Origin of the sequence: Klebsiella sp. 2680 (assembly GCF_900198535.1) — a bacterium.
GTDB lineage: Bacteria > Pseudomonadota > Gammaproteobacteria > Enterobacterales > Enterobacteriaceae > Klebsiella > Klebsiella indica.
Genome location: NZ_FZNJ01000002.1, coordinates 391,102 through 416,096 on the forward strand (window position 1 = coordinate 391,102; position 24,995 = coordinate 416,096).

26 protein-coding genes are annotated in these 24,995 nt (G+C 53.2%); 10 read left to right on the forward strand and 16 right to left on the reverse strand.

Features of this window, described 5'->3' with window-relative positions:
* Positions 1–284 precede the first annotated feature (284 nt).
* Entirely contained in the window at positions 285–923 is a 639-nt protein-coding gene (gene ompW / locus FN037_RS09235; RefSeq protein ID WP_138361307.1) for an outer membrane protein OmpW, read from the reverse strand.
* 312 nt (positions 924–1,235) lie between these two features.
* On the opposite strand from ompW, the gene FN037_RS09240 reads away from it, so the two are divergent.
* The 3 genes from FN037_RS09240 (at position 1,236) to yciA (ending at position 3,272) form a co-directional block, all read left to right on the forward strand.
* Positions 1,236–1,979, forward strand: coding sequence for a YciC family protein (locus FN037_RS09240; protein WP_138361306.1), 744 nt, complete (start codon positions 1,236–1,238; stop codon positions 1,977–1,979).
* Between the two features lie 54 nt (positions 1,980–2,033).
* Positions 2,034–2,573, forward strand: a complete 540-nt coding sequence (locus FN037_RS09245) for a septation protein A (RefSeq protein WP_138361305.1) — start codon at positions 2,034–2,036, stop codon at positions 2,571–2,573.
* Between the two features lie 300 nt (positions 2,574–2,873).
* Positions 2,874–3,272 carry an acyl-CoA thioester hydrolase YciA gene (gene yciA / locus FN037_RS09250; RefSeq protein WP_138361304.1) on the forward strand — a complete coding sequence of 133 codons (399 nt, stop codon included), beginning with the start codon at positions 2,874–2,876 and terminating at the stop codon, positions 3,270–3,272.
* A gap of 32 nt (positions 3,273–3,304) precedes the next feature.
* Here the strand turns inward: yciA and FN037_RS09255 are convergent, their stop codons facing one another.
* Positions 3,305–3,841, reverse strand: coding sequence for a YniB family protein (locus FN037_RS09255; RefSeq protein ID WP_138361303.1), 537 nt, complete (start codon positions 3,839–3,841; stop codon positions 3,305–3,307).
* Between the two features lie 130 nt (positions 3,842–3,971).
* Between FN037_RS09255 and hxpB the strand changes: the two genes are divergently transcribed.
* The 4 genes from hxpB to FN037_RS09275 all read left to right on the forward strand — a co-directional run bounded on the left by hxpB (position 3,972) and on the right by FN037_RS09275 (position 7,752).
* The gene (hxpB, locus tag FN037_RS09260; RefSeq protein WP_142502071.1) at positions 3,972–4,640 is read left to right on the forward strand and encodes a hexitol phosphatase HxpB; all 669 of its coding nucleotides are present in this window, start codon (positions 3,972–3,974) and stop codon (positions 4,638–4,640) included.
* Positions 4,641–4,784: 144 nt separating this feature from the next.
* Positions 4,785–5,546 carry a 2-dehydro-3-deoxy-D-gluconate 5-dehydrogenase KduD gene (gene kduD / locus FN037_RS09265; protein ID WP_142502072.1) on the forward strand — a complete coding sequence of 254 codons (762 nt, stop codon included), beginning with the start codon at positions 4,785–4,787 and terminating at the stop codon, positions 5,544–5,546.
* A gap of 91 nt (positions 5,547–5,637) precedes the next feature.
* The gene (locus FN037_RS09270; RefSeq protein WP_142502073.1) at positions 5,638–6,228 is read left to right on the forward strand and encodes a metal-dependent hydrolase; all 591 of its coding nucleotides are present in this window, start codon (positions 5,638–5,640) and stop codon (positions 6,226–6,228) included.
* A 132-nt stretch (positions 6,229–6,360) separates the two neighbouring features.
* Positions 6,361–7,752, forward strand: a complete 1,392-nt coding sequence (locus tag FN037_RS09275) for an L-cystine transporter (RefSeq protein WP_138361299.1) — start codon at positions 6,361–6,363, stop codon at positions 7,750–7,752.
* Positions 7,753–8,085: 333 nt separating this feature from the next.
* Here FN037_RS09275 and cedA read toward each other — a convergent pair whose 3' ends face one another.
* The 8 genes from cedA to osmE form a co-directional block, all read right to left on the reverse strand.
* Positions 8,086–8,340, reverse strand: a complete 255-nt coding sequence (cedA, locus tag FN037_RS09280) for a cell division activator CedA (protein WP_138361298.1) — start codon at positions 8,338–8,340, stop codon at positions 8,086–8,088.
* A gap of 202 nt (positions 8,341–8,542) precedes the next feature.
* Complete coding sequence (gene chbG, locus FN037_RS09285; protein WP_138361297.1) at positions 8,543–9,301, reverse strand: chitin disaccharide deacetylase; 759 nt, start codon at positions 9,299–9,301, stop codon at positions 8,543–8,545.
* Between the two features lie 12 nt (positions 9,302–9,313).
* Positions 9,314–10,660, reverse strand: coding sequence for a 6-phospho-beta-glucosidase (locus FN037_RS09290; protein ID WP_142502074.1), 1,347 nt, complete (start codon positions 10,658–10,660; stop codon positions 9,314–9,316).
* A gap of 223 nt (positions 10,661–10,883) precedes the next feature.
* Entirely contained in the window at positions 10,884–11,723 is an 840-nt protein-coding gene (gene chbR, locus FN037_RS09295) for a transcriptional regulator ChbR (protein ID WP_260607830.1), read from the reverse strand.
* Between the two features lie 12 nt (positions 11,724–11,735).
* Complete coding sequence (gene chbA / locus FN037_RS09300) at positions 11,736–12,083, reverse strand: PTS N,N'-diacetylchitobiose transporter subunit IIA (RefSeq protein WP_138361294.1); 348 nt, start codon at positions 12,081–12,083, stop codon at positions 11,736–11,738.
* 52 nt (positions 12,084–12,135) lie between these two features.
* Positions 12,136–13,494, reverse strand: coding sequence for a PTS N,N'-diacetylchitobiose transporter subunit IIC (gene chbC / locus FN037_RS09305; RefSeq protein ID WP_138361293.1), 1,359 nt, complete (start codon positions 13,492–13,494; stop codon positions 12,136–12,138).
* Positions 13,495–13,655: 161 nt separating this feature from the next.
* Positions 13,656–13,976 (reverse strand): PTS sugar transporter subunit IIB, encoded by a 321-nt coding sequence (locus FN037_RS09310; RefSeq protein WP_138361292.1) that lies wholly within the window; start codon positions 13,974–13,976, stop codon positions 13,656–13,658.
* Between the two features lie 283 nt (positions 13,977–14,259).
* Complete coding sequence (gene osmE / locus FN037_RS09315) at positions 14,260–14,598, reverse strand: osmotically-inducible lipoprotein OsmE (protein ID WP_138361291.1); 339 nt, start codon at positions 14,596–14,598, stop codon at positions 14,260–14,262.
* 229 nt (positions 14,599–14,827) lie between these two features.
* Here osmE and nadE point away from each other — a divergent pair, with 229 nt between their 5' ends.
* Together nadE and cho are read left to right on the forward strand one after the other, a co-directional pair.
* The gene (gene nadE, locus FN037_RS09320; protein WP_138361290.1) at positions 14,828–15,655 is read left to right on the forward strand and encodes an ammonia-dependent NAD(+) synthetase; all 828 of its coding nucleotides are present in this window, start codon (positions 14,828–14,830) and stop codon (positions 15,653–15,655) included.
* 102 nt (positions 15,656–15,757) lie between these two features.
* Positions 15,758–16,618: an excinuclease Cho gene (gene cho / locus FN037_RS09325; protein ID WP_142502076.1), complete on the forward strand. Its 861-nt coding sequence runs from the start codon at positions 15,758–15,760 to the stop codon at positions 16,616–16,618.
* A 194-nt stretch (positions 16,619–16,812) separates the two neighbouring features.
* Here the strand turns inward: cho and spy are convergent, their stop codons facing one another.
* The 6 genes from spy to FN037_RS09355 all read right to left on the reverse strand — a co-directional run bounded on the left by spy (position 16,813) and on the right by FN037_RS09355 (position 23,667).
* Positions 16,813–17,295 carry an ATP-independent periplasmic protein-refolding chaperone Spy gene (gene spy, locus FN037_RS09330; protein ID WP_138361288.1) on the reverse strand — a complete coding sequence of 161 codons (483 nt, stop codon included), beginning with the start codon at positions 17,293–17,295 and terminating at the stop codon, positions 16,813–16,815.
* Between the two features lie 351 nt (positions 17,296–17,646).
* The gene (gene astE / locus FN037_RS09335; RefSeq protein WP_142502077.1) at positions 17,647–18,609 is read right to left on the reverse strand and encodes a succinylglutamate desuccinylase; all 963 of its coding nucleotides are present in this window, start codon (positions 18,607–18,609) and stop codon (positions 17,647–17,649) included.
* 9 nt (positions 18,610–18,618) lie between these two features.
* Positions 18,619–19,944: an N-succinylarginine dihydrolase gene (astB, locus tag FN037_RS09340; protein WP_142502078.1), complete on the reverse strand. Its 1,326-nt coding sequence runs from the start codon at positions 19,942–19,944 to the stop codon at positions 18,619–18,621.
* Positions 19,941–21,419 carry a succinylglutamate-semialdehyde dehydrogenase gene (gene astD / locus FN037_RS09345; protein WP_142502079.1) on the reverse strand — a complete coding sequence of 493 codons (1,479 nt, stop codon included), beginning with the start codon at positions 21,417–21,419 and terminating at the stop codon, positions 19,941–19,943. Before astD ends, astB begins: the two co-directional genes overlap by 4 nt.
* The gene (astA, locus tag FN037_RS09350; RefSeq protein ID WP_142502080.1) at positions 21,416–22,450 is read right to left on the reverse strand and encodes an arginine N-succinyltransferase; all 1,035 of its coding nucleotides are present in this window, start codon (positions 22,448–22,450) and stop codon (positions 21,416–21,418) included. Before astA ends, astD begins: the two co-directional genes overlap by 4 nt.
* On the reverse strand, positions 22,447–23,667 hold the full coding sequence (locus FN037_RS09355) for an aspartate aminotransferase family protein (RefSeq protein ID WP_138361283.1): 1,221 nt from the start codon (positions 23,665–23,667) through the stop codon (positions 22,447–22,449). Before FN037_RS09355 ends, astA begins: the two co-directional genes overlap by 4 nt.
* Positions 23,668–24,105: 438 nt before the next feature.
* Here FN037_RS09355 and xthA point away from each other — a divergent pair, with 438 nt between their 5' ends.
* A complete protein-coding gene (xthA, locus tag FN037_RS09360; protein WP_138361282.1) occupies positions 24,106–24,912 on the forward strand; it encodes an exodeoxyribonuclease III in 807 nt (268 codons plus the stop codon).
* Positions 24,913–24,995 lie beyond the last annotated feature (83 nt).

Sequence of the window (24,995 nt, forward strand, 5' to 3'; positions counted from 1 at the left end):
TCCACACTTCCCTGGAGCTATGACAGCGACCAGACCGCCAGAGGGCAGCCCGAACAGCGACGTTTTTAACGCCGATTGAAAAAAATCGCTTCCGCACAAAAGTTGGGGTTGATATCTCAAATGAGAAATATTATCTTTCTCACTACCGAATAGTTGAGTAAACAACTCAGGTATTCGGTACGACATTGCTCACATTGCTTCCAGTATTTTTGCCCGCACTTGTGCGGGCTTTTTTTTATGGCTTACAGCAACCGGCCATGCAATGACCGGTTTTGCAGACGACGTTAGAAACGGTAGCCTGCAGAGAACATAAACACCCACGGATCCAGACGGACACTGTCGTGCTGCTGAGCGCCAGCCAGTTTATAGTTCGCGGTGGTATCGATATCCATGTACCAGACCGACATGTTAATCAACCAGTCACGGTTAATCAGGTAATCCATCCCCACTTGTCCCGCCGCGCCCCAGGAATCTTTCAGGCTCAGGTCCGATATCCCCGCGTTTTTCCCGTTGTCGTTGACACTTTCATCAAAGAAAGTGGTGTAGTTAATCCCCACGCCAACATACGGACGCAGCTTGCTGCTGGAATCGCCAAAGTACCACTGGGCCATTAATGTCGGCGGCAAATGGTGAACGGTGGCAATGTTACCGGTTGCCGCCGTCCCGACCTTATGACGGAATGGCGTCGCCGCCAGGAGTTCAACACCGATATTATCCGTTGCCATATAGGTGAATGTCAGGCCCAGTTGCGTGTTATTGCTAACATTAAAGCCCCCCAGACTCCCCAACGTACCGCCAGCACCCTCTGTCGGCCTTACCGTCGCGGTCCCCGCGCGGACAAAAAACTCACCCGCCTCATGAGCCGAAACGCTACTGGCAGAGAGACTACCCAGAATAACAAACGCCGCTGCTAATTTTTTCATTATCCACTTCCTCATTATGGTTATTCAGCGCAAGTATATACCCATAATGAAGTATGTTTGATCCAACATAGATCACATTAAATCGCTAAATTTAACATTTATTGATCCAGATTAATTTTCACTATTATGAGTGGAATCAACGTTCAATAAGCCACATCAAATTTCCCTTTGCAGTCGTAATGGGATAAATCATCACTCCCGGCAGCAATTTACAAAGATATACTCAGCGCGCCAGAGCAGAGAGTGATACCCAACAGCGATTTGCGGTACAATCGCCCGCTAGTTAACATCGGCAATACTCAAGGAGAATGCATGTCTATCACGGCAAAGTCCGTCTACCGTGACACTGGAAATTTTTTCCGCAATCAGTTCGTCACTATCTTGCTGATTGCGTTGCTATGCGCGTTCATTACGGTAGTGCTTGGTCATGCCTTTTCACCCAGTGAAGAGCAATTATCAATTTTGAGCGAAGGCGACAGCCTGGCAGGCAGCGGCGGGCTGTTCGAGCTGGTCCAGAACATGACGCCGGAGCAGCAGCAGATCTTACTACGGGCTTCCGCTGCCTCTACGTTTTCCGGTCTGGTGGGTAACGCCATTCTCGCGGGCGGCGTTCTGTTGATGATTCAAATGATTTCCGCAGGTCAGCGCGTCAGCGCCCTTCGCGCAATTGGCGCCTCCGCGCCGATGTTGCCAAAGCTGCTGTTACTGATTCTGCTGACAACATTTGTGGTGCAGATGGGGATGATGCTGGTGCTGGTGCCAGGCATACTGCTGGCTATTGTGCTCTCTTTCGCCCCTGTCATGCTGGTGCAGGATAAAGTCGGTATTTTTAGCGCCATGCGTAGCAGTATGCGCCTGGCCTGGGCCAATATGCGCCTGCTGGCACCCGCGATAATCGGCTGGCTGCTGGCGAAAACCCTGCTGTTGCTGTTTGCCTCCAGCTTCGCGGTATTGACGCCAAATGTTGGCGCGGTGGTGATAAATACCATCAGCAATCTGATCTCCGCATTGTTGCTGATCTATTTATTCCGCTTGTATATGCTTATTCGTAACTAACTTAATCTGGCGCGAGGTATCTCCCCGCGCCATTCTGAACGACGGAATTGATGTATGAAGCAGTTTCTGGATTTTTTACCGCTGGTAGTCTTCTTCGCATTCTACAAGCTGTACGATATTTACGCCGCGACGAGCGCGCTGATTATCGCCACCGCCATCGTGCTGATTTATAGCTGGGTACGCTATCGCAAAGTCGAGAAGATGGCGCTGATTACCTTTGTGCTGGTTGCGATATTTGGCGGGCTAACCATTTTTTTCCACAACGATGAGTTTATCAAATGGAAAGTAACGGTTATCTACGTCCTGTTCGCCAGCGCGCTGCTGTTCAGTGAATGGGTAATGAAAAAACCGCTGATCCAGCGCATGCTGGGTAAAGAACTGACCCTACCGCAGCAGGTGTGGTCGCGTCTGAATCTGGCATGGGCGCTGTTTTTTATTCTCTGCGGGCTGGCGAATATCTATATCGCTTTCTGGCTGCCGCAAAATATCTGGGTCAACTTCAAGGTCTTCGGCCTGACGGCTCTGACGCTGATATTCACGCTGCTGAGCGGCGTTTACATCTATCGCCATATGCCTCAGGACGACAACCACTAAAGCGCGATTCCCCGGCACGTATCCCGCGTGCCGTTTCCCGCAGGTACAAAGCCCCGCCGCATAAACGCTGTTTTGCCAGGCAGTCCGACTGTGGACGGTTTTTTCTCTGCAACGCCCTGCGGTCAGTCGTGTCGGCATGTCTATTCCTGCACGCCGGGATCCTCCAGGCTGAATGAGTACTGCGTCCGGAAACGGGTATCTGTTCTTGCCCCGCCCTGACAGGCATATTCCCCTATTCTCTCCACGCCATTTTCGTAGTAGCATCGCGCCTGATCATCTTTGACGGGTACAGAGTATAGAATGGCGACAACAGATCTCGCGCCGAAGGGCGAAATGGTTTTACGCACCCTGGCCATGCCAGCTGATACTAACGCCAACGGCGATATTTTTGGCGGCTGGCTGATGTCGCAAATGGATATTGGCGGGGCGATTATGGCGAAAGAAATTGCCCATGGCCGCGTAGTCACGGTACGCGTCGACGGCATGACCTTTTTGCGCCCGGTGGCCGTGGGCGACGTGGTGTGCTGCTACGCTAATTGTATAAAACGAGGCAACACCTCGGTAACAATCAATATTGAAGTATGGGTAAAAAAAGTGTCGTCCGAGCCGATCGGCCAGCGTTATAAAGCAACCGAAGCGCTGTTTATCTATGTTGCGGTCGACAGTCAGGGCAAACCGCGTGCGCTACCAGCCCAGTAAATCAGCCAGCCCGGCGTGACCGGGCCCGTTGATTACAGAAAACCGAGCAAAGAGAAGAAAAAGTATCCCAGTACAATACCGATCACCGGCAATACGTACAGCGGGAAATACTGCACCAGAATCGTATGGCGTGGCACCACAATGCGTTCAGCAATCTGCTCACGCGTCAGCCCTTCCGGCCCTTTGGCCTGTTCCAGAATCAACTGATCCTCAACCCCTTCGCGCAGAAACTTCGCCTGACGCCCCATCCGCGCGCCAGAAGCCTGTAACGCCATGCCGACGAACAGCAAAATATAGATCACCCAGAAACCGATATTGATACCGTGTTTAAAATCCGGCAACGGCGAGTTATACCAGAACAAATTAAGGAATGGCGTGTTAAAGCGAACCATCTCAATCATTACATGCGCAAAGTCCATCATTACCGCGTCAATCCCTGGTTTTTTCTCGCTATGCTCATACATAAACTTCAGCACGGAAATCAGCGTCGAGATCGCCGCCGGGATAAACACTACCCATCCCAAAATGCGTTTAAGTACTGCAATGCGTCCAGCTTGTTGATACGTCATGGGTTCCCCTTGTTAAGACGCCTTATCCATTTTCAGTCTACCCTCATCGGCGAATTTCGCCCAATCATGCGCGGTATGATATACCATGAGGAGCGATTCGTTACCTGATTACGCTACCGGAGAGGGACTTATGTCAGCAAGGCGCCAGATTCACGCCGCGATTTTTGATATGGATGGATTATTGATTGATTCTGAGCCGCTATGGGATAAGGCGGAACTGGAGGTGATAGCCAGCCTTGGCGTAGATACTCGCCGCCGCGGCGAAATGCCTGATACGCTGGGGCTGCGAATCGATTTAGTTGTCGACCTGTGGTTTGCACAGCAGCCGTGGCAAGGTCCGGATCGCGCGGAGGTCACTGCGCGAATTATCAACCGCGCCATCCAGTTGGTTGAAGATGCGCGCCCGCTCCTGCCCGGCGTGCGAGAAGCCGTCGCGCTGTGTAAAGCCCAGGGGCTCAAAATCGGTCTGGCTTCGGCTTCACCGCTGCGGATGCTGGAAAAAGTCCTCACCATGTTTGAACTAAGAGACCAGTTTGACGTCCTCGCCTCGGCCGAAATGCTGCCCTTCAGCAAACCGCACCCGCAAGTTTATCTCGACTGCGCGGCGAAACTCGGGGTCAGTCCGCTGAACTGTGTGGCGCTGGAAGACTCGGTAAATGGCATGATTGCCAGCAAGGCGGCGCGTATGCGCTCAATCGTCGTTCCTGAGGCAGAAAACAGCCGCGATCCACGCTTTGTGTTGTCTGACGTGAAGCTCGCGACGCTGGAATCCCTCACGGTGCGCGACCTGCTGGGCTGAAGTTGCGGTACAGGATATATCAACGGCCCGCTATACCTTTTTAATTAAAACAATGTTTCATTTTAATTGTTTTTTTCTCTTTTGCCCTCTATGCTGATTTCACAGGCGCTATTTGACGCATGAAATCAGCATACAGAGGTGCATATGGTACTGAACGCCTTCGACCTTACGAATAAGGTCGCTATCGTTACGGGTTGTGATACCGGGTTAGGCCAGGGGATGACGCTGGGTCTGGCGCAGGCCGGATGCGATATCGTCGGCGTTAATCGGCGCATTCCGCATGAAACGGCGGAAAAGGTTCTGGCGCTAGGCCGGCGGTTTACTCCCATTCAGGCCGATCTGAGCCGTCAGGATGACATCGACGCCATCGTAAACCAGGCCGTTGCGGCGATGGGACGGGTGGATATTCTGGTCAACAACGCTGGCACGATTCGCCGCGCCGATGCGATCTCCTTTAGCGAAAAGGACTGGGACGATGTCCTCAATCTGAACCTGAAATCGGTATTTTTTCTTTCACAGGCCGTCGCGAAACAGTTTATTCGCCAGGGTGATGGTGGAAAAATTGTCAATATTGCTTCGATGCTCTCTTTCCAGGGCGGTATTCGCGTGCCTTCATATACCGCATCAAAAAGTGGCGTGCTGGGGATTACCCGCCTGCTGGCCAATGAATGGGCAAAATATCACATCAATGTTAACGCCATTGCGCCAGGATATATGACCACCAACAATACGCAGCAGTTACGGGACGATGCTGAACGCAGCAAAGAGATTCTTGACCGCATCCCGGCCGGACGCTGGGGAATTCCGGACGATCTGCAAGGACCGGTGGTCTTTCTTGCGTCCTCCGCCTCCGATTACATCAACGGATTTACCCTCGCGGTAGACGGTGGATGGCTGGCACGTTGACGGTTTTGTGACAAAGAGTTACACCGTCACCTCTTCCCCGCACTGTATAAAAACCCTATACTGTATAAATTGACAGTTTAGGGTTTTTATCATGACGGCGGAAGGCCACCTCCTTTTTTCTATCGCCTGTGCGGTATTTGCGAAAAATGCGGAATTAACCCCCGTGCTGGCCCAGGGTGACTGGTGGCATATTATCCCTTCCGCCGTGCTGACCTGCCTGCTGCCCGATATCGACCACCCCAAATCTTTTCTTGGGCAGCGATTAAGCTGGATATCAAAGCCCGTGGCGCGCGCCTTCGGCCATCGTGGTTTCACCCACAGTCTGCTGGCGGTATTTGCCGCGGTCGCGCTTTTCTCACTGAAAGTGCCAGAGAGCTGGATCATTCCGGCAGACGCGCTGCAGGGGCTGGTACTGGGTTATCTCAGCCATATCCTCGCCGATATGCTGACCCCGGCGGGTGTTCCACTGCTCTGGCCCTGTCGCTGGCGTTTTCGTTTACCGGTGCTTGCGCCGCGCAAGGGGAATCAACTGGAACGCGTGCTCTGCATCGCGCTATTCGTTTACGCCGTATGGCTGCCGCAAAACGTCGCCGAAAACAGCGCAGTACGCTGGTCGTCGGAGATGATTAACGCCCTGCAAATGACGTTTCATCGTCTGATTGGTCCCCCGTCCAGGCAATAAACCAGCAAAAAAACAAAACGGTTATAATCAATTCCATTTGGATATAAGTAAGGAAAGACGCCTTCTGCTACCCTTGCCGTCACAGGAATACGACATTGACCTACGGTCACAAAGGATATCAGGAGAACAGGAATGAATTTTCCATTAATAGCGAATGTTGTTGTGTTCGCGGTTTTACTGCTGGCGCTGGCGCAAACCCGGCATAAGCAGTGGAGTCTTGCTAAAAAAGTGCTGCTTGGTCTGGTTATCGGCGTTATTTTCGGTCTGGCGCTGCAGATTATCTATGGTTCCGGGCATCCGGTGCTGCAGGACTCTCTCCAGTGGTTCAATATCGTCGGCAACGGTTATGTGAAACTGCTGCAAATGATTGTTATGCCACTGGTGTTCGCCTCAATTCTGAGCGCGGTCGCCCGCCTGCATAATGCTTCACAGCTTGGTAAAATCAGCTTCCTGAGCATTGGTACGCTGCTATTCACAACCCTGATTGCCGCGCTGGTCGGAGTGCTGGTGACCAATATGTTTGGTCTGACCGCCGAAGGGCTGGTTCAGGGCGGCGCGGAAACTGCCCGTCTCAATGCCATTCAGAATAACTATGCCGGTAAAGTCGCGGACCTGAGCGTCCCGCAACTGATCCTCTCTTTTATCCCCAAAAACCCGTTTGCTGACCTCACCGGCGCAAACCCGACATCGATTATCAGCGTGGTTATTTTCGCGGCGTTTCTCGGCGTGGCCGCGCTGAAACTGTTGAAAGATGATGTGGCAAAAGGCCAGCGCGTACTCACTGCGATCGACACGCTGCAAAGCTGGGTTATGAAGCTGGTGCGCCTGGTTATGCAGTTAACACCCTACGGCGTGCTGGCGCTGATGACCAAAGTGGTGGCGGGATCCAACTTGCAGGACATCATCAAACTCGGCAGCTTTGTTATCGCCTCCTACATTGGCCTGGGCATCATGTTCGTGGTACACGGGCTGCTGCTGGCGGTCAACGGCGTGAGCCCGCTGAAATACTTCCGAAAAGTCTGGCCGGTGCTCACCTTCGCCTTTACCAGCCGCTCCAGCGCGGCATCTATTCCGCTGAACGTTGAAACGCAAACCCGCCGTCTGGGCGTGCCGGAATCTATTGCCAGCTTCTCAGCATCGTTCGGCGCCACTATCGGTCAGAACGGCTGTGCGGGTCTCTACCCGGCGATGCTGGCCGTAATGGTCGCGCCGACTGTGGGTATTAATCCGCTCGATCCGCTGTGGATTGCTACCCTGGTGGGCATCGTTACCGTGAGTTCCGCTGGCGTCGCGGGCGTGGGCGGCGGCGCAACCTTTGCTGCGCTGATTGTCCTGCCGGCGATGGGTCTGCCAGTGACGCTGGTGGCGCTGTTAATCTCGGTTGAGCCGCTGATCGATATGGGCCGTACCGCGCTAAACGTGAGCGGTTCAATGACGGCGGGCACGCTGACCAGCCAGTGGCTACGTCAAACAGACAGAACAATTCTCGATAGCGAAGAAGATGCTGAACTGGTACACCGCTAATGGCAGGCCTGATGAGGATTGAGAGCGCAAACAGCGCTGATATCCTCAGTTCAGCGCCGTTCGGGGCTTAAGAAGGGATGATTACGGGTCAGAGGATATCAGTGAATCGGTGGTGCTGGCGAAGATGGCGCGTTTTTGTTTTCGCCTGATTTTGCTCCGTGGATTATTCTGTTCACGGCCCATACGAGGATATTGGCCATCTCCACGGCCTGCGAACCGTGTGGGGGCGTCTCACCCGCCCCCAACGAAAGAGCGAGAAACACTGTGAACCGCTTAACCGAACGGTATTACGGGGGACTCTCAATCGTCTTTTATTCTTACGGCGCCGCCTCCTCAGGCGCCTATTTCACCTTCCTGCCGCATTTGCGTCGCCCAGCGTTGCGCCGCTTCCGGCACATTAAAGGTGGGTGAACGACGAAAATGTTCGCCCATTAGCACAAAAGCGACATACTTCCCCCGCAATAACCAGACATCGCGATATCCCTCAATCTTGATGGCGTGTTCCGGCGGTGCAGGCTCTACTCGGGGCACGTAGCTGATAATCTGGCGGTTTTGTTGGCGAAGAGGTTTCATCACAAATAGGTTCACTAAACAAAGCGGGGACAGAAACCACTATCATAGCCGAAAAAGCCTCCGTTCGTCGCCCCTTTGCATACTCGCCGTACAGATGTAAACCCTATAAAAAGCCGATCACTGCCACCCGGATATCAGTAAAAAGGACAAAATTGCCACAGTCTCTGTATAAAAGACCCGGCAGCGCCGCCGCCGGGCCGGCTGTCACCGACAACCACTACAGGTCGCAATACGTCCCGAGCCGATATCCACGCCCGGCTATGGCATACTTTAACGATTCGGACGTCAGCACATCCAGTTCGCTCAGACGCGGATAACAATAGGCGCTGCGCATAATCGTGTTATCAATAAATGCCGGATGACACATTACTTCCAGAGATTTTTCATCACGCTGAATAGAGGCATCCAGCGTTTGCAAAAATAGGGCTTCGGAAACCGCCTCACCGTAAAAGTCGCGGGAAAAACCATCGCTGCTGCGCACCCTATCATGCGCCAGCGCTGAAGGCGCCACTTGCTGTCGGTCAATACGCAACGCAATCCCCTTGCGGGCGGCAAACGCCGCCACAATGGGGTAAATCTGCGCCATCATATGCACATGATGATGGCTGTCGATATGCGTCGGCTCGCAGCCAAACAGCTCGACAAACCGAGCAAACTGACACTCCAGCTCATACGCGATTTCATCCAGCGGCAGATTACCCGCTTCCGCCATCTCCCATATCCACTTGCCGAGACGCCCTTCACGCGTTAAACCCGGCATGGCCGACAGCGGCTCCCCCAGCGTCAGCACAAAATGCATCCCGACCGCCAGCTCCGGTGCACCGCGGCGAAGCTGCACGGCATGGCCGATCGCTTCACCGTTGACCAGTGCCGTTGTAGACGTAACCAGACCATTTTTGCAAGCTTCGATAATACCGTAATTTTGCCCCTTGCTGAGACCAAAGTCGTCGGCATTCACGATCAACACGCGCGCCATATGCAGCTCCCGTTACTGTTTCAGTGTTTCGATAGTCGTCGCAAAGTTTGGCAGCCATTTCTCATGTGCGAGGATCATCTCCCGCGCCAGTTTTTCGGCATCGCGATCGGAGTGGATCAGCGGATTCAGGTTAAGCGCCAGCAAAACATCATCCAGCTTACCGCTGATTGCAGCTTCGCTGGCCGCCACCTCAAAACTCTTGATGGTATAAATCAACCCCAGCACTTTCTCATCGAAATGGGTGATGCGCGGCGTCGGTTTTGCGCCATCGCGGCCAAGCGTGCAGCTCATCTCTACCGCCCACTCTGCCGGAACGTTGTCGATGTGACCGTGGTGCGGCACATTCACGTAATGCTCAGTCTGTTTATCATTGTAGATAGCGTTGATGACTTCACAGGCTGCGTCGGAGTAATAGGCCCCGCCGCGTTGCTCAAGCTCTTTCGGCTTCACCTTCAGAGCCGGATTTTTGTACAGTTCGAACAGCTGTTTCTCAACTTTCTGCACCACCTGAGCGCGGGCGCCGCCTTTGTAGTATTCCCCCATTTCAATTGCCAGCATCTCTTTTGGCTTGAAGTAGTAAAGCAGGTAGGAGCATGGAATCAGGCGCAACGCGCGTATCAACCCTTCGCTAAACGGCAGGTCAAAGATATTTTTCACCGAATTAGCGGTCAGACGACCGGACGCCACGCCGTCCAGCAGTTCGTCAAAGCGCGAGACGCCGTTAACCAGCACATCGCGGACAAAGACCAGGTGATTCAGGCCAAACAGATCGATGTTAAGCACATCACTCGGGTTCAGTTTCAGCACATCGGTGATAAACATCTTCATACCAACAGGGATATTACACACGCCGATAAAGCGCTTAAAATCGGTGTGGCGACAGACGGCTTCAGTCACCATCCCTGCCGGGTTAGTGAAGTTGATAATCCAGGCCTTCGGGCAAATTTCCTGAACATCTTTCACAATATCAAATATCACAGGAATGGTGCGCAAACCTTTAAACAGCCCCCCCGCACCATTGGTTTCCTGACCTAAATAACCGTGACTCAGCGGAATTCGTTCGTCCTTCTCACGCGCCTTCAACTGACCGACGCGCAATTGGGTGGTAACGAAATCAGCCCCTTCCAGCGCCTTGCGACGGTCGAGAGTTTTGTAGACCTGCATCGGCACACCGGCTTTTTCAACCATCCGCTGACACATCGCATGGATAATATCGAGCTTTTCCTGCCCTTCCGCGACATCCACCAGCCACAGCTCGCTCACCGGCAGTTCATGATAACGCTTCAGGAACCCTTCCAGTAATTCCGGGGTATAGCTGCTGCCGCCGCCAATCGTCACGACCTTTAATTTCTGGCTCATATTTTTCTCCCTTGTGGACTACGCATATATAGCCGCCATATTTCAAAATGCAGATGTGTCGGCCGCGAATGACGCTCCCTGACGGGCAGCCGCCAGCAACGTTCAGGACGGTTAACCGTTTTGTCCTGCACCCCGAATGATTTTGGCTATACGTTACCCACTCCCCGCGTAAATGCGGATAGTTAAGCTGGATATTTTGCTTACGCGAATATTTCGCGCCTGGTTAATTAATACTTGTAAGATGCTTCCGATAGCTACTGGGGGTAAATGAAGTCAGTTTCTTAAACGTTTTAATAAACAGACTGGGACTGCTGTACCCCGACTCATAGGCAATATCGGTCACTGAGTAATTCGTTATCTCTAACTGTTTCTTGGCAAAGTTGATACGGATATCGTTAATTATCTGCATTGGCGTTTTCGCATAATAACGCTGAGTTGCCCGGGTTAAATATTCCTGCGTTTTCCCGGAGGACTTCACCATATTTTCCAGCGCACATTCAGCAAACATAACTTTATCGTGCATACCTTCAACGGTATTTTTCAACCATTGTGGAATAAAATCCTCCTCTGGCTCCTCGCGATAATGCCGTAAACGATTGAGAGTATAAAACGATACCAGTTCAATAAATTCATCAAACTCGGTTTCGCGAAAATTCAGTGATGCAATAACCGACTCAATATAACTAAGAAACGTACTTTTAACGGTATAGACCTGGGAGGCAACCAGACCAAACGGCAGTAAAGGCAGGTAGTGTTTCTCAAAGAAACGTTTACTGATGCCTACGTTGAGAATGCGCGTCGCACCAAATTCATAAAAACTCTGGTGATGCGACCCCATTGGAATAAAGACAAAATCCCCGCGCTCCAGCAGCACCCGCTTACCATTAATGACCTGATAATAGCGCCCGGTCAACACAATGGTATATTCATAATAATCATGCTGGTGAAGCCCGCTGACGCTCTCCGTCTTGTTATAGATGACCACGTGAAAATTTTTGCCGTTAAAGAGTTGTTGCTCCCGGGCGGTACTGATTTCTGTGGTCATCATTTTTGGCTGCCTCATCGTGTCGATGACCTATTGTACCTTCTCATGCAGCTCAATCAATTCAGCGACCAGCTCGCGAGCCAGCATGGAAGTCATCAGATGATCTTGCGCATGAACCAGCACCAGACTCACTTTCATTTTGCCTTCACCTTCATCACTCTCGATTAATTGTGTCTGCACAAGGTGCGCTTCGCTCAACGCCATTCGCGACTGCTCCATCATCGCTTTGGCCGACGCGAACTTCCCCTGCTTTGCTTCCTTCAGCGCGGCATAAGCCAGGCTACGCGCCTGCCCGGAGTTAATGATCAATCCCATCACCACCTCTTCGAGGTCGTTGGCCGGGCGCTCTTCCTCTGCAATGTTATCCAGATCAAACATAATGACTCCCTCATCTCTCAGACGGTACGGGGATTTCCCGTACCGTGTAATGTCAGAATTTCAGTGCGTTAGCGATATCTTCTTCGCTCTCTTCCTGCTCAATCACGCCCTGCGCTTTGTTGGAAATCACCACAAACGGCAGGTAGACCAGGGTTGATATGGCAAGGTTAAACAGGGCCAGCAGCAGAGCGGCGACGCTGCCGTTCGTGTTAAAGAACGCGCCCAAACCGGTTGGCATGGTCCACGGCGCGATGTTGGTAATCGGCGGGATAACGCCCAGGGTATAAGCCGTCATGGTGATAGCCGCCAGCAGGGGCTGAATCAGAATGAATGGAATGAACATCACCGGGTTCATAATAATCGGCAGACCAAACAGAATAGGTTCGTTAATCTGGAAGATACCCGACGGCAGCGCCAGCTTCGCAACCTGACGATGATCCTCACGCCGTGAAGCGATAAAGATGGCGATAATCAGGCCCAGCGTCGCGCCGGTACCGCCGAGGAAAATATAGGAGTCCAGCATCGGTTTGGCCCACATATGGAAGGTTTTACCCGCAGCCAGCGCCGCGTCAACCGAACCATACTGCTGGTAGATTGCGATGTTTTCCAGCGCCCATGGCGTCATAATTCCGCTGTCCAGTGCCGACAGCGCCAGCGAACCATGTACGCCAAAGAACCACAGCAGGGAGGTGAAAATCACGTACGCCCAGCCGACAACTGCGCCCATTGCGGCCAGCGGCGTGGAGATGGTATCCATAATTATCTGATGGAAGTTAGTGCCCCAGTGCGTCAGCGCCCAGGAGATAATTCCCATAATAGACAGAATAATAAACGCCGGAATGACTGCGGAAAATGATCGGGAAACCGAAGCCGGTACGCTGGACGGCAGGGTGATCACCCAATTACGATGAACAATAAAAGTGAACATCTCCGCCACCACCAGGCCGATAACAATACCTGAAATGATATTGGCGCCGCCTAACCAGTTCGCGCCGACAGCGTAAGCCTCGCCAACGCTATAAGGGGTCACGGTCATAAATGCCGCGATAGCCAATAATCCTGCCGCCATCGGGTCGACTTTGCGCTCTTCCGCCAACGCAGAACCAATAAAGAAAGGCGCCATCAGCGACATAATGCCGAGCGTGCCGTTATAAACGTTACCACCGATTGCTTTAAAACCGTTTAGCGTTTCAATGGTGGAAGCATCCAGACGAATGCCCATTGAATAAAAGAAAGAACCTTCACCAAAACTCAGAAATACGTTATTAATTAAAACAAACATGGCCCCGGCCAGCGTCAATGGCATTAACTTAATAAAACCATTTTTAATTGCATTGACGTGTGGCTGCCTTCCTATTTTAACAGCAAACGGAAGGAGTACCTTTTCAAGCGAATCAATCACTTTACTCATAATAAATACCCTTTAAGGCCGCAATATATTTATTGCGGCGATGGCCGATAAAATTACTCTTTGACGGAAAAATAAACTCTCTTCATTCCGGATAACAGTATATTTGTCCTCCCTTGTGTGGTTATCAGCATTACCCGGAAAAATCGAGTTTTAAAATAAAATTATTGCGCAGCCGCTTTCTTAATGGCCGCAACGGCTTCTTTCAAAACGCCTAAACCATCGACTTTACCGTATAAAATAGAATCAATAACAGCCACAGGTTTATTTGGCAGTAAACGCTGGATATCCGGCAGCATATAGGCGATCTGCGGGCCTAACAGAACAACATCGGCTTCGGGTCCCTTTTCTCCGGCTAAGGTTTCCGGAAATGCTTCGATAATAACCGGCACCGCATATTTCTCGGCCTGCGCTCGCATTTTAGATACCAGTAGTGACGTAGACATACCGGCTGAACAGAACAGGTAGATATGTTTCTTTTCCATCAACGCTTCCTCAATTGCTGTAACCTGCTCTCTTCAGCATTTTTATGCCGGAGAGGCGGTAAGAAATATTGCTGCGAATTAATATTGTTGATGCAGTGAGTATATAGTATCGTTCTTCGCGCGGATAATTCCTCCTTGAACAGAATTGTCTCTCATTGACCTTACGTTATGACTACCTTCACATTTCCCTCAAATAATTCGCGCAATTAAATAAGCAACATCATGCATGAAAAAAGCCTGGACAAAGGCCAGGCTTAGGGGAAATCAGCAGTATGGCGAGATCTTACTTGCTGGTGGCTGGGTCAGTATCATACTCAGCACAGGTCTGGTAGCCGGAATTCATTACATGGCCGGTATCATCCAGGGCAACAAAGTAGGTTTCAATTTTACCATCACGTTGACCCAGAATGTAGGTCTGGCAGGTCCCACGCGCATGAATCATGGTGACTTCTGATGAAGGTTTACCGGCGATCTGCATCACCTGCGCGCGGGTCATCCCCTTTTTAACATCTTTAACGACCGGCTGCGTGAACTGATCTTTGGTGCGGTCATAGGCCGTACACCCTGCCAGCATGGTTAATACTGCTGCTGCGCCGAGAAATCCTGCGAAATGCTTGTTCATATTCCATCCTCTTTTTTTGGCGTGTTAATAAGCCTGGAATAAATGTCGTTATTTTTCAAGCCGAAGGTAGAAATGAGCAAAAATTAAGAGCTTTCCAATAAAATAATCTATGCCATTGAGATCGCCTGCTTTTACACCACTCAAAACGGTGATCCTTGTTGTTTTACCGTCAAAGAGGTAGCTTAAACCTTTGCTGATTGCCAAACTGATTCACTTCCGGGAGGGCGCGATGACGCTACAACAAGAGATTATTCAGGCGCTGGGCGTAAAACCCCAGATCGATGTCGAAAGCGAGATACGCCGCAGCGTAGACTTTCTCAAATCTTATCTACAGCGGTATCCTTTTATTAAATCACTGGTGCTCGGCCTCAGCGGCGGCCAGGACTCAACGCTAACCGGTAAATTGTGTCAACAGGCCATCAGCGAACTGCGCGCGGAAAGCGGCGACAGCAGCCTGCAGTTTATCGCCGTTCGTCTGCCATACGGCGTACAGGCGGATGAGCAGGACTGCCAGGATGCCATCGCGTTTATTCAGCCGGATCGCGTTTTAACGGTCAATATTAAAGGGGCCGTGCTCGCCAGCGAACAGGCGCTGCGCGAGGCGGGAATCGAGCTTAGCGACTTTGTTCGCGGCAACGAGAAAGCCCGCGAACGCATGAAGGCGCAATACAGCATTGCCGGCATGACCCAGGGCGTCGTCGTGGGAACTGACCACGCAGCGGAAGCGGTGACCGGATTCTTCACCAAATACGGCGATGGCGGTACGGATATTAACCCCATCTTCCGCCTCAACAAACGTCAGGGCAAACAGCTGCTGGCTCATTTCGGTTGCCCGGAGCATCTGTATAAAAAATTGCCGACCGCCGATCTTGAAGATGACCGCCCCTCCCTGCCGGACGAAGTCGCGCTGGGGGTAACCTATGAAAATATTGACGACTATCTGGAAGGCAAAACGCTGGATGAAAAAATCGCTAAGACCATCGAAAGCTGGTATCTGAAAACCGAACATAAACGTCGGCCACCGATTACCGTTTTCGACGATTTCTGGAAAAAATAATTCCCCCTCTTTTCACCCCGATTTTGATCGGGGTGAGTTTTGAACTTCCCGCCTCTTTACTCGCCTGCTATACTGTACAGATAAACAGCATCAGGAGTAAGAGTGGCAAGAAGGCAATCCGCGCCGCGTCTTGAGTTTGAAGCGGCGGCAATTTATACATACCCTGAACACCTGCGTCCGTGGCTCGACGCATTGCCAAAGCAGCCCGGCGTTTATCTGTTCCACGGCGAAAGCAATAGCCTGCCTCTCTATATCGGCAAAAGCGTCAATATCCGTAGCCGGGTACTGTCGCACCTGCGAACCCCCGACGAAGCGGCGATGCTGCGCCAGGCCCGGCGAATTACCTGGCAACGTACAGCGGGTGAACTCGGCGCGCTATTATTAGAAGCGCAGTTGATTAAAACGCAGCAGCCGCTTTTCAATAAACGTTTACGGCAAAACAGACAATTGTGCGCATTACGCCTTACTGACGCACGCCCGCAGGTCGTTTATGCCCGCGAGCTTGATTTCTCGCATGAAAGTAATCTCTATGGTCTCTTTGCCAACCGACGCGCGGCGCTGCAGGCATTGCAAAAAATCGCTGACGAGCATCGCCTTTGCTATGGGTTAATGGGGCTGGAGCCGCTAAGCCGCGGTCGCGCCTGTTTTCGCTCGGCGCTGGGCCGCTGTGCCGGCGCCTGTTGCGGTAAAGAGCGTCCCGAGGATCATCATCAGCGGCTGCTGGCAAATATGGAAAAGATGCGGCTGGTATGCTGGCCGTGGGCCGGGGCGATCGCGCTGGAAGAGAAGAGTGACGATATGACCCAATACCACATTATTCATAACTGGCTGTGGCTGGGCGCCGTAGATTCTCTTTCGCACGCGCCGGCGCTGACGCGCCTGTCGGCAAAATTTGATCATGACGGTTATAAAATACTGTGTAAGCCGCTGTTAAGCGGCCAGTATCCGCTCCATTCGCTGTGAGAAATAGCGGATTGTTAGTCGTCTCCTTTCGCGTCGTGAAGGCTAAACGTCCCGGCGTGGCTGTTAAAACCTGCCGGGCAAGCGAAACGCCCTCAGTTCAGGCCCCGTTCTCAGATAAAGAAAAACCGCCGATCCTGCCCAACGCCTGTTGGCATAATTGGGCAAGACCGGCGGTCTTAAATCAGCGCGCTGAATTATTCAGCTGGTGCAGGCATTTTACCTTCCGGCGCTTTACGTTCTGTCAGATGCTTCTCAAAATTGGCATTGAACTGTTTTTTCTGTTCCGGCGTCAGAATGTTGTAAATCTTGTTCTGGGTTTCCAGACGGGCCAGCGCCATCTCTTTGTGCTGGGCTTCCATCTTCTCAATCTGCGCTTCCGCCTTTGCCTTGTCGAAGGTATCGCTGGCGATGAGATCGTGCATTGCGCGGCGTTCATCCAGCAAAGGACGCTTCATCTGCTCACGCTGGCTCTTCATAATATCGCGGATTTGCGCTTTCTGCGCATCGGTCAGGTTCAGACCTTTGAACATCATTTCGTGTGGGGCGCCAGGTCCGCGTTTATGATGCAGCATCGGCTTGCCGTCTGCTGGTGCGGCGGAGGCATCTGCCGCATGCGCCAGGTTAGCCGCGCCCAGAGCCAGAGTAGAGGCAACAAACAGTGCAGTAATCTTCTTCATCGTTAAATCCTTACTTTGCGTTATTCTTACGGCGCGTTGCCGTGTTGACGAGATAAACTTTACGGTATTTATCGTCAATTAGTCAGAACAAGCGTAAAACAATGAAAGTGTAAAAAACATTTTCTCATCAATTGTGGAGGAAATATGGAAAACAAGGAGATAAACGCAAGAAAAATAACTAACAGCCTGTTTTATATATAAATCAAGTGAATTATAAAACAGCAAGGATTGAAAAAAAAGAATTAAACCAGGAATAATCTGTAATCAATCAACAGAAGAACAAAAAATAACATTACGAGATAAAAACAAACCACAAAATAAATGCTGTCGCCCGCCCGGACGACAGCATATTCAGCAGCGTTCCAGCATCAGCCCAGCGCGCTGTCCGCAGGCGACGCCGGGGTTGGGAAACAGTACATACTCCTGCGCTTTTGCCGCCACGTAACGTGTATCGCCATCTTCAGCAAGCAACGTCCCTGCTCTGAATGGCGTGAAATTCAGGGTTTGCGCCGACATATATAACTTAAACTTGTCGCTGCTGCGGGTGATCTGCTGCACCACCCGGTAGCGCAGTGGCATATTCCCCTCTCCCGCCCCCCTATCGCCAGCCAGCAGACGTAGTAGCGCATGCTGCGTGGCGCTAAACTGACTCAGTTCGTTGTCGCCAAACGGTAGCGCCTTTCCCAGTTCCAGGGTACAGGAGTACGCGCCGAAACGTTCACTGCTGAAATGCGTAAACGTTCCCCCCGGTCGCTGGTGAAATACCAGCGCTTCCAGCCCCGCGTCCCCCAGCCAGCGCAAAAAAAACTCATCCCATGGTTTTTCCCGCGCCGGAAGGACGCCAAAGCGGGTATGCAGAGAACCACGAATCGCAGTATGTAAATCAAGGTGCCAGCGTTCACCGGAACCTGCCTGATAAAAGCGGGTCAGCACATGCTCCAGTTGCCGGGCACGGGCGGTTTCATCGCTGGGGCTAAATGACCGCCAGCGCTCGCCGAACATGCGGTTGATATCGCTATGCATATAGCGCTGGTTGGCTCTCAGCGCAGGCGGATTACCCAGCACCACCAACAGCCGCCAGCGCAGCGGCGACTCCCCGCCGCACAGCTGGCGCAGCAGTAAATCAGTGATTTCAACCGGTGCGGTTTCATTACCATGAAGCCCGGATGACAAAACCAGCGAACCTTCACACGGTTCATGGGGGATGAGCTGTAAAATACCCCAGTCAATCCACTGCCAGCGAAAGCGCGCGGTTTGACCATGAAAATGGTGAGGCAGACGCCCCGCCAGAGTTAATGCCAGAAAGTCTTCCACAACGCCTCCTTATTGCTGGAACGGATAGACTGACCCCAGACGCAAAATTTGCGTTAAGCGGTCGAGCGCTTCGCGTCCTTCGCTCAGCAGTTGGGGATCGGCCAGATCGGCCTGAGTCAGGCGATCGCGATAATAGCGCTCCACCCAGGCATTAAGCGTCGCAAACAGCGCATCGTTGATCATAACCGCCGGATTCACCGCCCGTAGCTCCCTTTCATTCAAGACGACCCGCAAGCGCAAACACGCTGGTCCGCCGCCATTAGCCATGCTTTCACGCAGATCGAACACCTGTAACTCATCAACTGGATTATCGCCATCAACCAGCCGATTCAGATAACGCCAGACGCCGGGGTGCTCTTGTGCCTCCAGCGGCAGAATAAGCCGCATCCCGCCCTGCGGCTTACTTAACAACTGGCTGTTAAACAGATAGGTCGCCACCGCGTCTTCAACGGAGACCTGGCTTGCGGGCACGACGATCGGCGTAAATCCGTCAACCTGCCGGGCCAGCTGTTGCAGAAGTTGCGGTTGGTCAACAAACGCCTGTTCATGGCAGAACAACACCTGCTGATTGCTTACCGCGATCACGTCGTTATGAAAGACGCCTTTATCGATCACCGCCGGGTTTTGTCGGGCGAAAATCAGTTGCCGGGGATTAACCTGGTTCAGACGGGCGACAGCCTGGCTGGCTTCCAGCGTTTGCCGCGCCGGATAACGCCGCGGGTTGTCCTCGCCTCCCTGCTGGCGACCATAAACAAATAGCTGCACGCCCGGCGCACCATACTCGCCGCCGAGACGGTTATGATTTGCCGCCCCTTCATCGCCGAACAGCGCCACCTGAGGCAACGCCCCGTGTACGGCGAACTGCTGCTCATCGGGAAAAATCGCCCGCAGCAGCGCTTCCGTGGTCGGCGCTTCGCTGGCGCGATGGAATTTATCATGCAGACTGGCGACGGTCAGATGCACCCGGCCATCCAGCGTATCGGCAGAGGGCGAAACCGTAGCGGCGTTTGCCACCCACATTGATGATGCTGAGCTCGCCGCCGAAAGCAGATCCGGCGCCTGACGCGCCGCTTTTTCCAGCACCTGCGCATCGCTGCCGCGAAAGCCAATCTGGCGTAATAACGGGATATTTGGCCGCTCCTGCGGTGGGATCAGCGCCTGCGGATAGCCCGCATCCGCCAGGGCTTTCATCTTCTTCAGCCCCTGCTTTGCCGCCAGTTGGGGATTCGACATCCGATAGCGATGCTTAGTCGAAGCTTCGTTGCCAAAGGATAATCCCGCATAGTGGTGAGTCGGGCCCGGCAGCCCGTCAAAATTCACTTCCCAGGCTTTCATCGCGATACCTCCTGCCGGAAATCCAGCCCCGGACTCAGCGTTGTCGGTAACGACAGCGTTGGCGACTCCAGGCTGGCCATCGGCCAGGCGCAATAATCGGCGGCATACCACGCTCCCGGACGATGGTTACCAGACGCCCCGGTGCCGCCAAACGGCGCGGTGCTGGCGGCGCCGGTCAGCGGTTTATTCCAGTTAACGATACCGGCCCGCGCCTCCAGCAGCAGACGGTCAAATCTGGCGCGGTCGGCAGAGATCAGCCCGCAGGAAAGCCCGAATCGGGTGTCGTTGGCCAGGGCAATAGCGTCATCGAATGAGTCATAGCGCCAGACGCAGAGCAGTGGACCGAAAACCTCTTCATCCGCCGTCAGCGTCGCCTCGCTCATCTCGATAATACCCGGCGTCAGTAGCGAGGTTCCGGCCTGCAACAGACGCGGTTCCAGCAGCGTCCTGCCGCCGTTTGCCACATGATCCAGCCACGCCTGATGCACCTTTTGCGCCGCCTGCGGCGAAATTAATCCCCCCATAAAAGGCTGAGGTTCCGCATCCCACGTGCCGGGGATTATTTTTTGTGACACCGTCACCAACCGCTGTAAAAAGGCGTCCCCCGCTTCACCGCGTTTCACCAGCAGCCGGCGCGCACAGGTGCAGCGCTGCCCGGCGGTAATAAACGCCGACTGAATCGTCAGGTACACAGCGGCATCAATGTCCTGCGGCTCATCAACAATCAACGGATTATTGCCGCCCATCTCAAGGGCGAGAATTTTTTCCGGCTGTCCGGCCAGTTGCCGGTGCAGTTGAAAGCCGGTGGCGGAACTACCAGTAAACAGTAGCCCGTCGATATCCGCCTGGCTGCTCAGGGCTTCGCCCGTTTCCCGCCCTCCCTGGAGCAAATTAAGCACACCTGGCGGCAAACCCGCTTCAGTCCATAGTTTCACCACCGCCTCGCCGCTCTGCGGGGTCAGTTCGCTGGGTTTAAACACCACGGTATTCCCCGCCAGCAGCGCCGGTACGATATGCCCGTTAGGCAGATGTCCGGGGAAATTATAGGGGCCGAATACCGCCAGCACGCCGTGCGGCCGATGGCGCAGCGTCGCCGCCCCCTCTGCCATTGCGGTCTGCGCTTCCCCCGTGCGGCGATGATAAGCATTCACCGAAATCGCGATTTTGTTAATCATCGCGGTAATTTCCGTTTCCGCCTCCCAGCGCGGCTTAGCCGTTTCCTGAGCGATAATCGCCGTCAATTGCGTTTTGTTCGCCTCCAGCAGCGCGGCAAACTTTTCCGCGATAGCCTTACGGGCGACAAATGGCTGGCGCGCCCACGCAGGAAACGCCTGACGTGCGGCGTTGACCGCCAGCGCAACCTGCTCAGCATCGGCGTCATTACCCTGCCAAAGTAATGCCTGGCTCACCGGGTTACTTTTACTGCGCACCGGGCCGTGACCGCGTTGCCATTGACCGTTAATCCATAAACTCATGATGTTTTCTCCTCAGCGCACAGGCGAACCAGACGGATTTGGTCACCAGCGCGGCATTTCAGGGCGTCCTGTTCACGCGGGTTCAGCGCGACACGATGGCTGTCGGGGTCAGCATGAACCAGAATGGCGCGGAACTGCTGGTACTGTTCATTAGCGGCCAGGCAAAGCGGCCACTCGCCGGGGGCAGGTTGTCCTTGTGCAACGGTAACCAGCCGACTTTCACGGATAGCCCGCACCCGGTCAATCTCGCACTCCAGCGTCGGCCCGCCGTCGAAGATATCGACGTAATTCAGATAGCGGAATCCCTCTTTCTCCAGCACCGCGCGCGCCGGGGCCGTTTGCGGATGCACCTCGCCGATCGCCGCCTGCGCCTCGGCGGATAAAAAATCGATATACAGCGGATGTTTCGGCATCAGCGCGGCAATAAACGCTTTTTGTCCGGTACCGCACAGATAGTCGGCGCGGGTGAACTCCATCGCAAAAAAGCGCTTACCGAGGCTTTCCCAGAATGGCGAATAGCCATGCTCATCGATCACCCCACGCATCTCCGCCACCACTTTTTCATTAAAGCGTTGGCGAAAAGCGGCCATAAACAGAAAACGCGATTTCGACAGCAGGTAGCCGTTACCCGCCTTACGCCATTTCGGGGCGAGGAATAAGGTACACAGTTCGCTGCTGCCGGTATGATCGTTACTGAGAAACAGCGTCGGCATGGCGTTGTACACATTCAGCGCTTTCGAGGCATGAACCTGGGTGCCGACACGATAGTTGTACCAGGGGTCATTGAGGCCCACTGCCACCTCAATAGCGCAGATCCCCGCGATCTCGCCGCTGGCGCAATCTTCAAGGACGAACACATAGCCCTGCTCGCTTTTCGGCAGTGCATCGCGCCAGGTTAGCTGCGCGCGCTCAATCCGCGCCGCCAACGCGGCTTCATCAGCGGGCAGTGACGTCAGGCCACCGCCAGTCTCGCCAGCCAGGGCCATCAACCCCGGCAGATCCTCTTTTTCTACAGGACGGATCACCATCATGATAAGACCCTCGCGAGAAAGTGCTCACAGGCCCGATCAAAGCGATCCAGCCCGCGATTAATCTCTTCTTCACTGACGATCAACGCTGGCGCAAAGCGCACCACGCTGGCACCGGCAATCAGGATCATCAGCCCCTCTTCCGCCGCCTGATGACTGATGGCTTTCGCCTTTCCGGCATATTCGTCTTTCAGCTCGCAGCCAATCAACAACCCGAGTCCACGGATCGCTTTAAACAAGCCGTAGCGGGCGTTAATGGCATTCAGCCGTTCGCTGAACCACTGATGACGCAGCTTAACGCCGTTGAGCACCGCCGGAGTATTAACGATGGAGAGCACTTCCCCCGCCACCGCGCAGGCCAACGGGTTACCGCCATAAGTGGTACCGTGAGTGCCGACGGTCATTACGCTGGCGCAGCGCGCCGTTGCCAGCAACGCGCCAATCGGGAAGCCGCCGCCCAGCGCTTTAGCCGTAGAGAGCACGTCAGGCGTGACGCCGTAGTGCATATAGGCGTACAGCTCGCCGGTGCGCCCGACACCGGTCTGCACCTCATCGAATATCAACAGCGCATTGTGCGCATCGCACAGTTCGCGTAAACCACGCAGAAAATCCGCATCCGCGGGCACTACTCCGCCTTCACCCTGCATCGGCTCAACGATTACCGCGCAGGTATCGTCGTTAATCAGCGCCTTTGCCGAATCGAGGTCGTTGTAGATGGCATGCTGGATTTGCGGCGGCAGCGGCGCAAAATCCTGCGAATAGGCAGGCTGGCCGCCAGCGGAAACGGTGAACAGCGTGCGCCCGTGAAAAGCATTTTTGAATGCCACGATACCGCTTTTCTGGCTGCCAAAATGGTCGTGGGCGTATTTGCGCGCCAGTTTTAGCGCCGCTTCATTGGCTTCTGCCCCGGAATTACAGAAGAAAACCCGGTCGGCAAAGGTGGCATCAATCAGCCGTTTCGCCAGACGCAGTACCGGCTCATTAGTATAACCGTTGCCGGTGTGCCAGAATTTCCCCGCCTGTTCGCTCAATGCGTTAATCAACTGCGGATGCGCATGACCGAGGGCGTTAACCGCAATACCGCCGGCAAAATCGATATACTCTTTCCCCTGCTGATCCCACAGGCGTGACCCTTCGCCGCGTACCGGAATAAAAGCCGCTGGCGCGTAAACGGGCATCATCCATTCATCAAAATGGCTACGCGTAATTGACTGACACATATCGACCTCTCCGGTAAATAAAAAGTTTAAATAATGTTAAATTTTATGTTTATTACGCTGTAAATGTAGATTGCACGGTTCATGCCAGCCAGAGGAGAAAATGCATAAAGTGAAGTCGACAACGAAATATCAATAACTTACAAGCACCTCTTATTCACCTGAAATGCATAAAAAGTGAATAAAAACACAAAATACACATTTAATAGTGGAAAAAAAAGAAAGATTATTCATATGTAAGATATAATTCTGCAATTGTGATCAGAGACGAAATTTACCGGCAATATTCGCCCTTTTTTGGCGCATCGCGCTGCATAATGGTGCGCAGTTGGCCAGCTCGCCAATGGCTGCAATTGGCAGAATAAACTGCCTTAACGAAGCCAGGGCGGCGAATTTCTGCTACCATCCCTGCACTATTCACCTTGCACAGTGGCAGCGACTATGAAATTTGTCTCTTTTAATATCAACGGCCTGCGTGCCCGCCCTCATCAGCTGGCCGCCATCATCGATAAACACCAGCCCGCCGTCATCGGCCTGCAGGAAACCAAAGTTCACGACGATATGTTTCCGCTCGAAGAAGTGGCGAAACTTGGTTACAACGTTTTTTATCACGGGCAAAAAGGCCATTACGGCGTCGCGCTGCTGACCAAAGAAACGCCCGTCTCCGTGCGTCGCGGCTTCCCGAACGATGGTGAAGACGCCCAGCGCCGGATTATCATGGCGGAAGTCCCTTCCCCGTTTGGCAATGTTACGGTGATTAACGGCTACTTCCCCCAGGGAGAGAGCCGCGATCACGCAACCAAATTCCCGGCTAAGGCGGCGTTTTATCAGAATTTGCAACACTATCTCGATAACGAACTGAATAAAGACAATCCGGTGCTGATCATGGGCGATATGAACATCAGCCCAACCGATCTCGATATCGGCATCGGTGAAGAGAACCGTAAACGCTGGCTGCGCACCGGTAAGTGTTCATTCCTGCCGGAAGAGCGTGAATGGATGGATCGTCTGCTGGGCTGGGGTCTGGTGGATACATACCGCCACGCCAACCCGCAAGACAACGCGCATTTTTCGTGGTTTGACTATCGTTCGAAAGGATTTGACGACAACCGCGGTCTGCGTATCGACCTGTTGCTGGCCAGCACCCCGCTGGCGCAGCGCTGTATCGAAACCGGTATCGACTACGAAATCCGCGGGATGGAAAAACCCTCCGACCATGCGCCGGTATGGGCGACCTTCAAAGCGTAAATTATTGCTGTCAGTAAGGCGGCGGCATTGATCAATGGTTTTCGGGCGGATTTAAGATTGTCTGGAAGGGAAGATATAAGGAT

Excerpts from the sequence above, each read along its gene's own strand:
- ompW (WP_138361307.1), bottom strand. The coding sequence starts at position 923 with ATGAAAAAATTAGCAGCGGCGTTTGTTATTCTGGGTAGTCTCTCTGCC.
- FN037_RS09240 (WP_138361306.1), top strand. The coding sequence starts at position 1,236 with ATGTCTATCACGGCAAAGTCCGTCTACCGTGACACTGGAAATTTTTTC.
- FN037_RS09245 (WP_138361305.1), top strand. The coding sequence starts at position 2,034 with ATGAAGCAGTTTCTGGATTTTTTACCGCTGGTAGTCTTCTTCGCATTC.
- yciA (WP_138361304.1), top strand. The coding sequence starts at position 2,874 with ATGGCGACAACAGATCTCGCGCCGAAGGGCGAAATGGTTTTACGCACC.
- FN037_RS09255 (WP_138361303.1), bottom strand. The coding sequence starts at position 3,841 with ATGACGTATCAACAAGCTGGACGCATTGCAGTACTTAAACGCATTTTG.
- hxpB (WP_142502071.1), top strand. The coding sequence starts at position 3,972 with ATGTCAGCAAGGCGCCAGATTCACGCCGCGATTTTTGATATGGATGGA.
- kduD (WP_142502072.1), top strand. The coding sequence starts at position 4,785 with ATGGTACTGAACGCCTTCGACCTTACGAATAAGGTCGCTATCGTTACG.
- FN037_RS09270 (WP_142502073.1), top strand. The coding sequence starts at position 5,638 with ATGACGGCGGAAGGCCACCTCCTTTTTTCTATCGCCTGTGCGGTATTT.
- FN037_RS09275 (WP_138361299.1), top strand. The coding sequence starts at position 6,361 with ATGAATTTTCCATTAATAGCGAATGTTGTTGTGTTCGCGGTTTTACTG.
- chbG (WP_138361297.1), bottom strand. The coding sequence starts at position 9,301 with ATGGCGCGCGTGTTGATCGTGAATGCCGACGACTTTGGTCTCAGCAAG.
- FN037_RS09290 (WP_142502074.1), bottom strand. The coding sequence starts at position 10,660 with ATGAGCCAGAAATTAAAGGTCGTGACGATTGGCGGCGGCAGCAGCTAT.
- chbR (WP_260607830.1), bottom strand. The coding sequence starts at position 11,723 with ATGAGGCAGCCAAAAATGATGACCACAGAAATCAGTACCGCCCGGGAG.
- chbA (WP_138361294.1), bottom strand. The coding sequence starts at position 12,083 with ATGTTTGATCTGGATAACATTGCAGAGGAAGAGCGCCCGGCCAACGAC.
- chbC (WP_138361293.1), bottom strand. The coding sequence starts at position 13,494 with ATGAGTAAAGTGATTGATTCGCTTGAAAAGGTACTCCTTCCGTTTGCT.
- FN037_RS09310 (WP_138361292.1), bottom strand. The coding sequence starts at position 13,976 with ATGGAAAAGAAACATATCTACCTGTTCTGTTCAGCCGGTATGTCTACG.
- osmE (WP_138361291.1), bottom strand. The coding sequence starts at position 14,598 with ATGAACAAGCATTTCGCAGGATTTCTCGGCGCAGCAGCAGTATTAACC.
- nadE (WP_138361290.1), top strand. The coding sequence starts at position 14,828 with ATGACGCTACAACAAGAGATTATTCAGGCGCTGGGCGTAAAACCCCAG.
- spy (WP_138361288.1), bottom strand. The coding sequence starts at position 17,295 with ATGAAGAAGATTACTGCACTGTTTGTTGCCTCTACTCTGGCTCTGGGC.
- astB (WP_142502078.1), bottom strand. The coding sequence starts at position 19,944 with ATGAAAGCCTGGGAAGTGAATTTTGACGGGCTGCCGGGCCCGACTCAC.
- astD (WP_142502079.1), bottom strand. The coding sequence starts at position 21,419 with ATGAGTTTATGGATTAACGGTCAATGGCAACGCGGTCACGGCCCGGTG.
- astA (WP_142502080.1), bottom strand. The coding sequence starts at position 22,450 with ATGATGGTGATCCGTCCTGTAGAAAAAGAGGATCTGCCGGGGTTGATG.
- FN037_RS09355 (WP_138361283.1), bottom strand. The coding sequence starts at position 23,667 with ATGTGTCAGTCAATTACGCGTAGCCATTTTGATGAATGGATGATGCCC.
- xthA (WP_138361282.1), top strand. The coding sequence starts at position 24,106 with ATGAAATTTGTCTCTTTTAATATCAACGGCCTGCGTGCCCGCCCTCAT.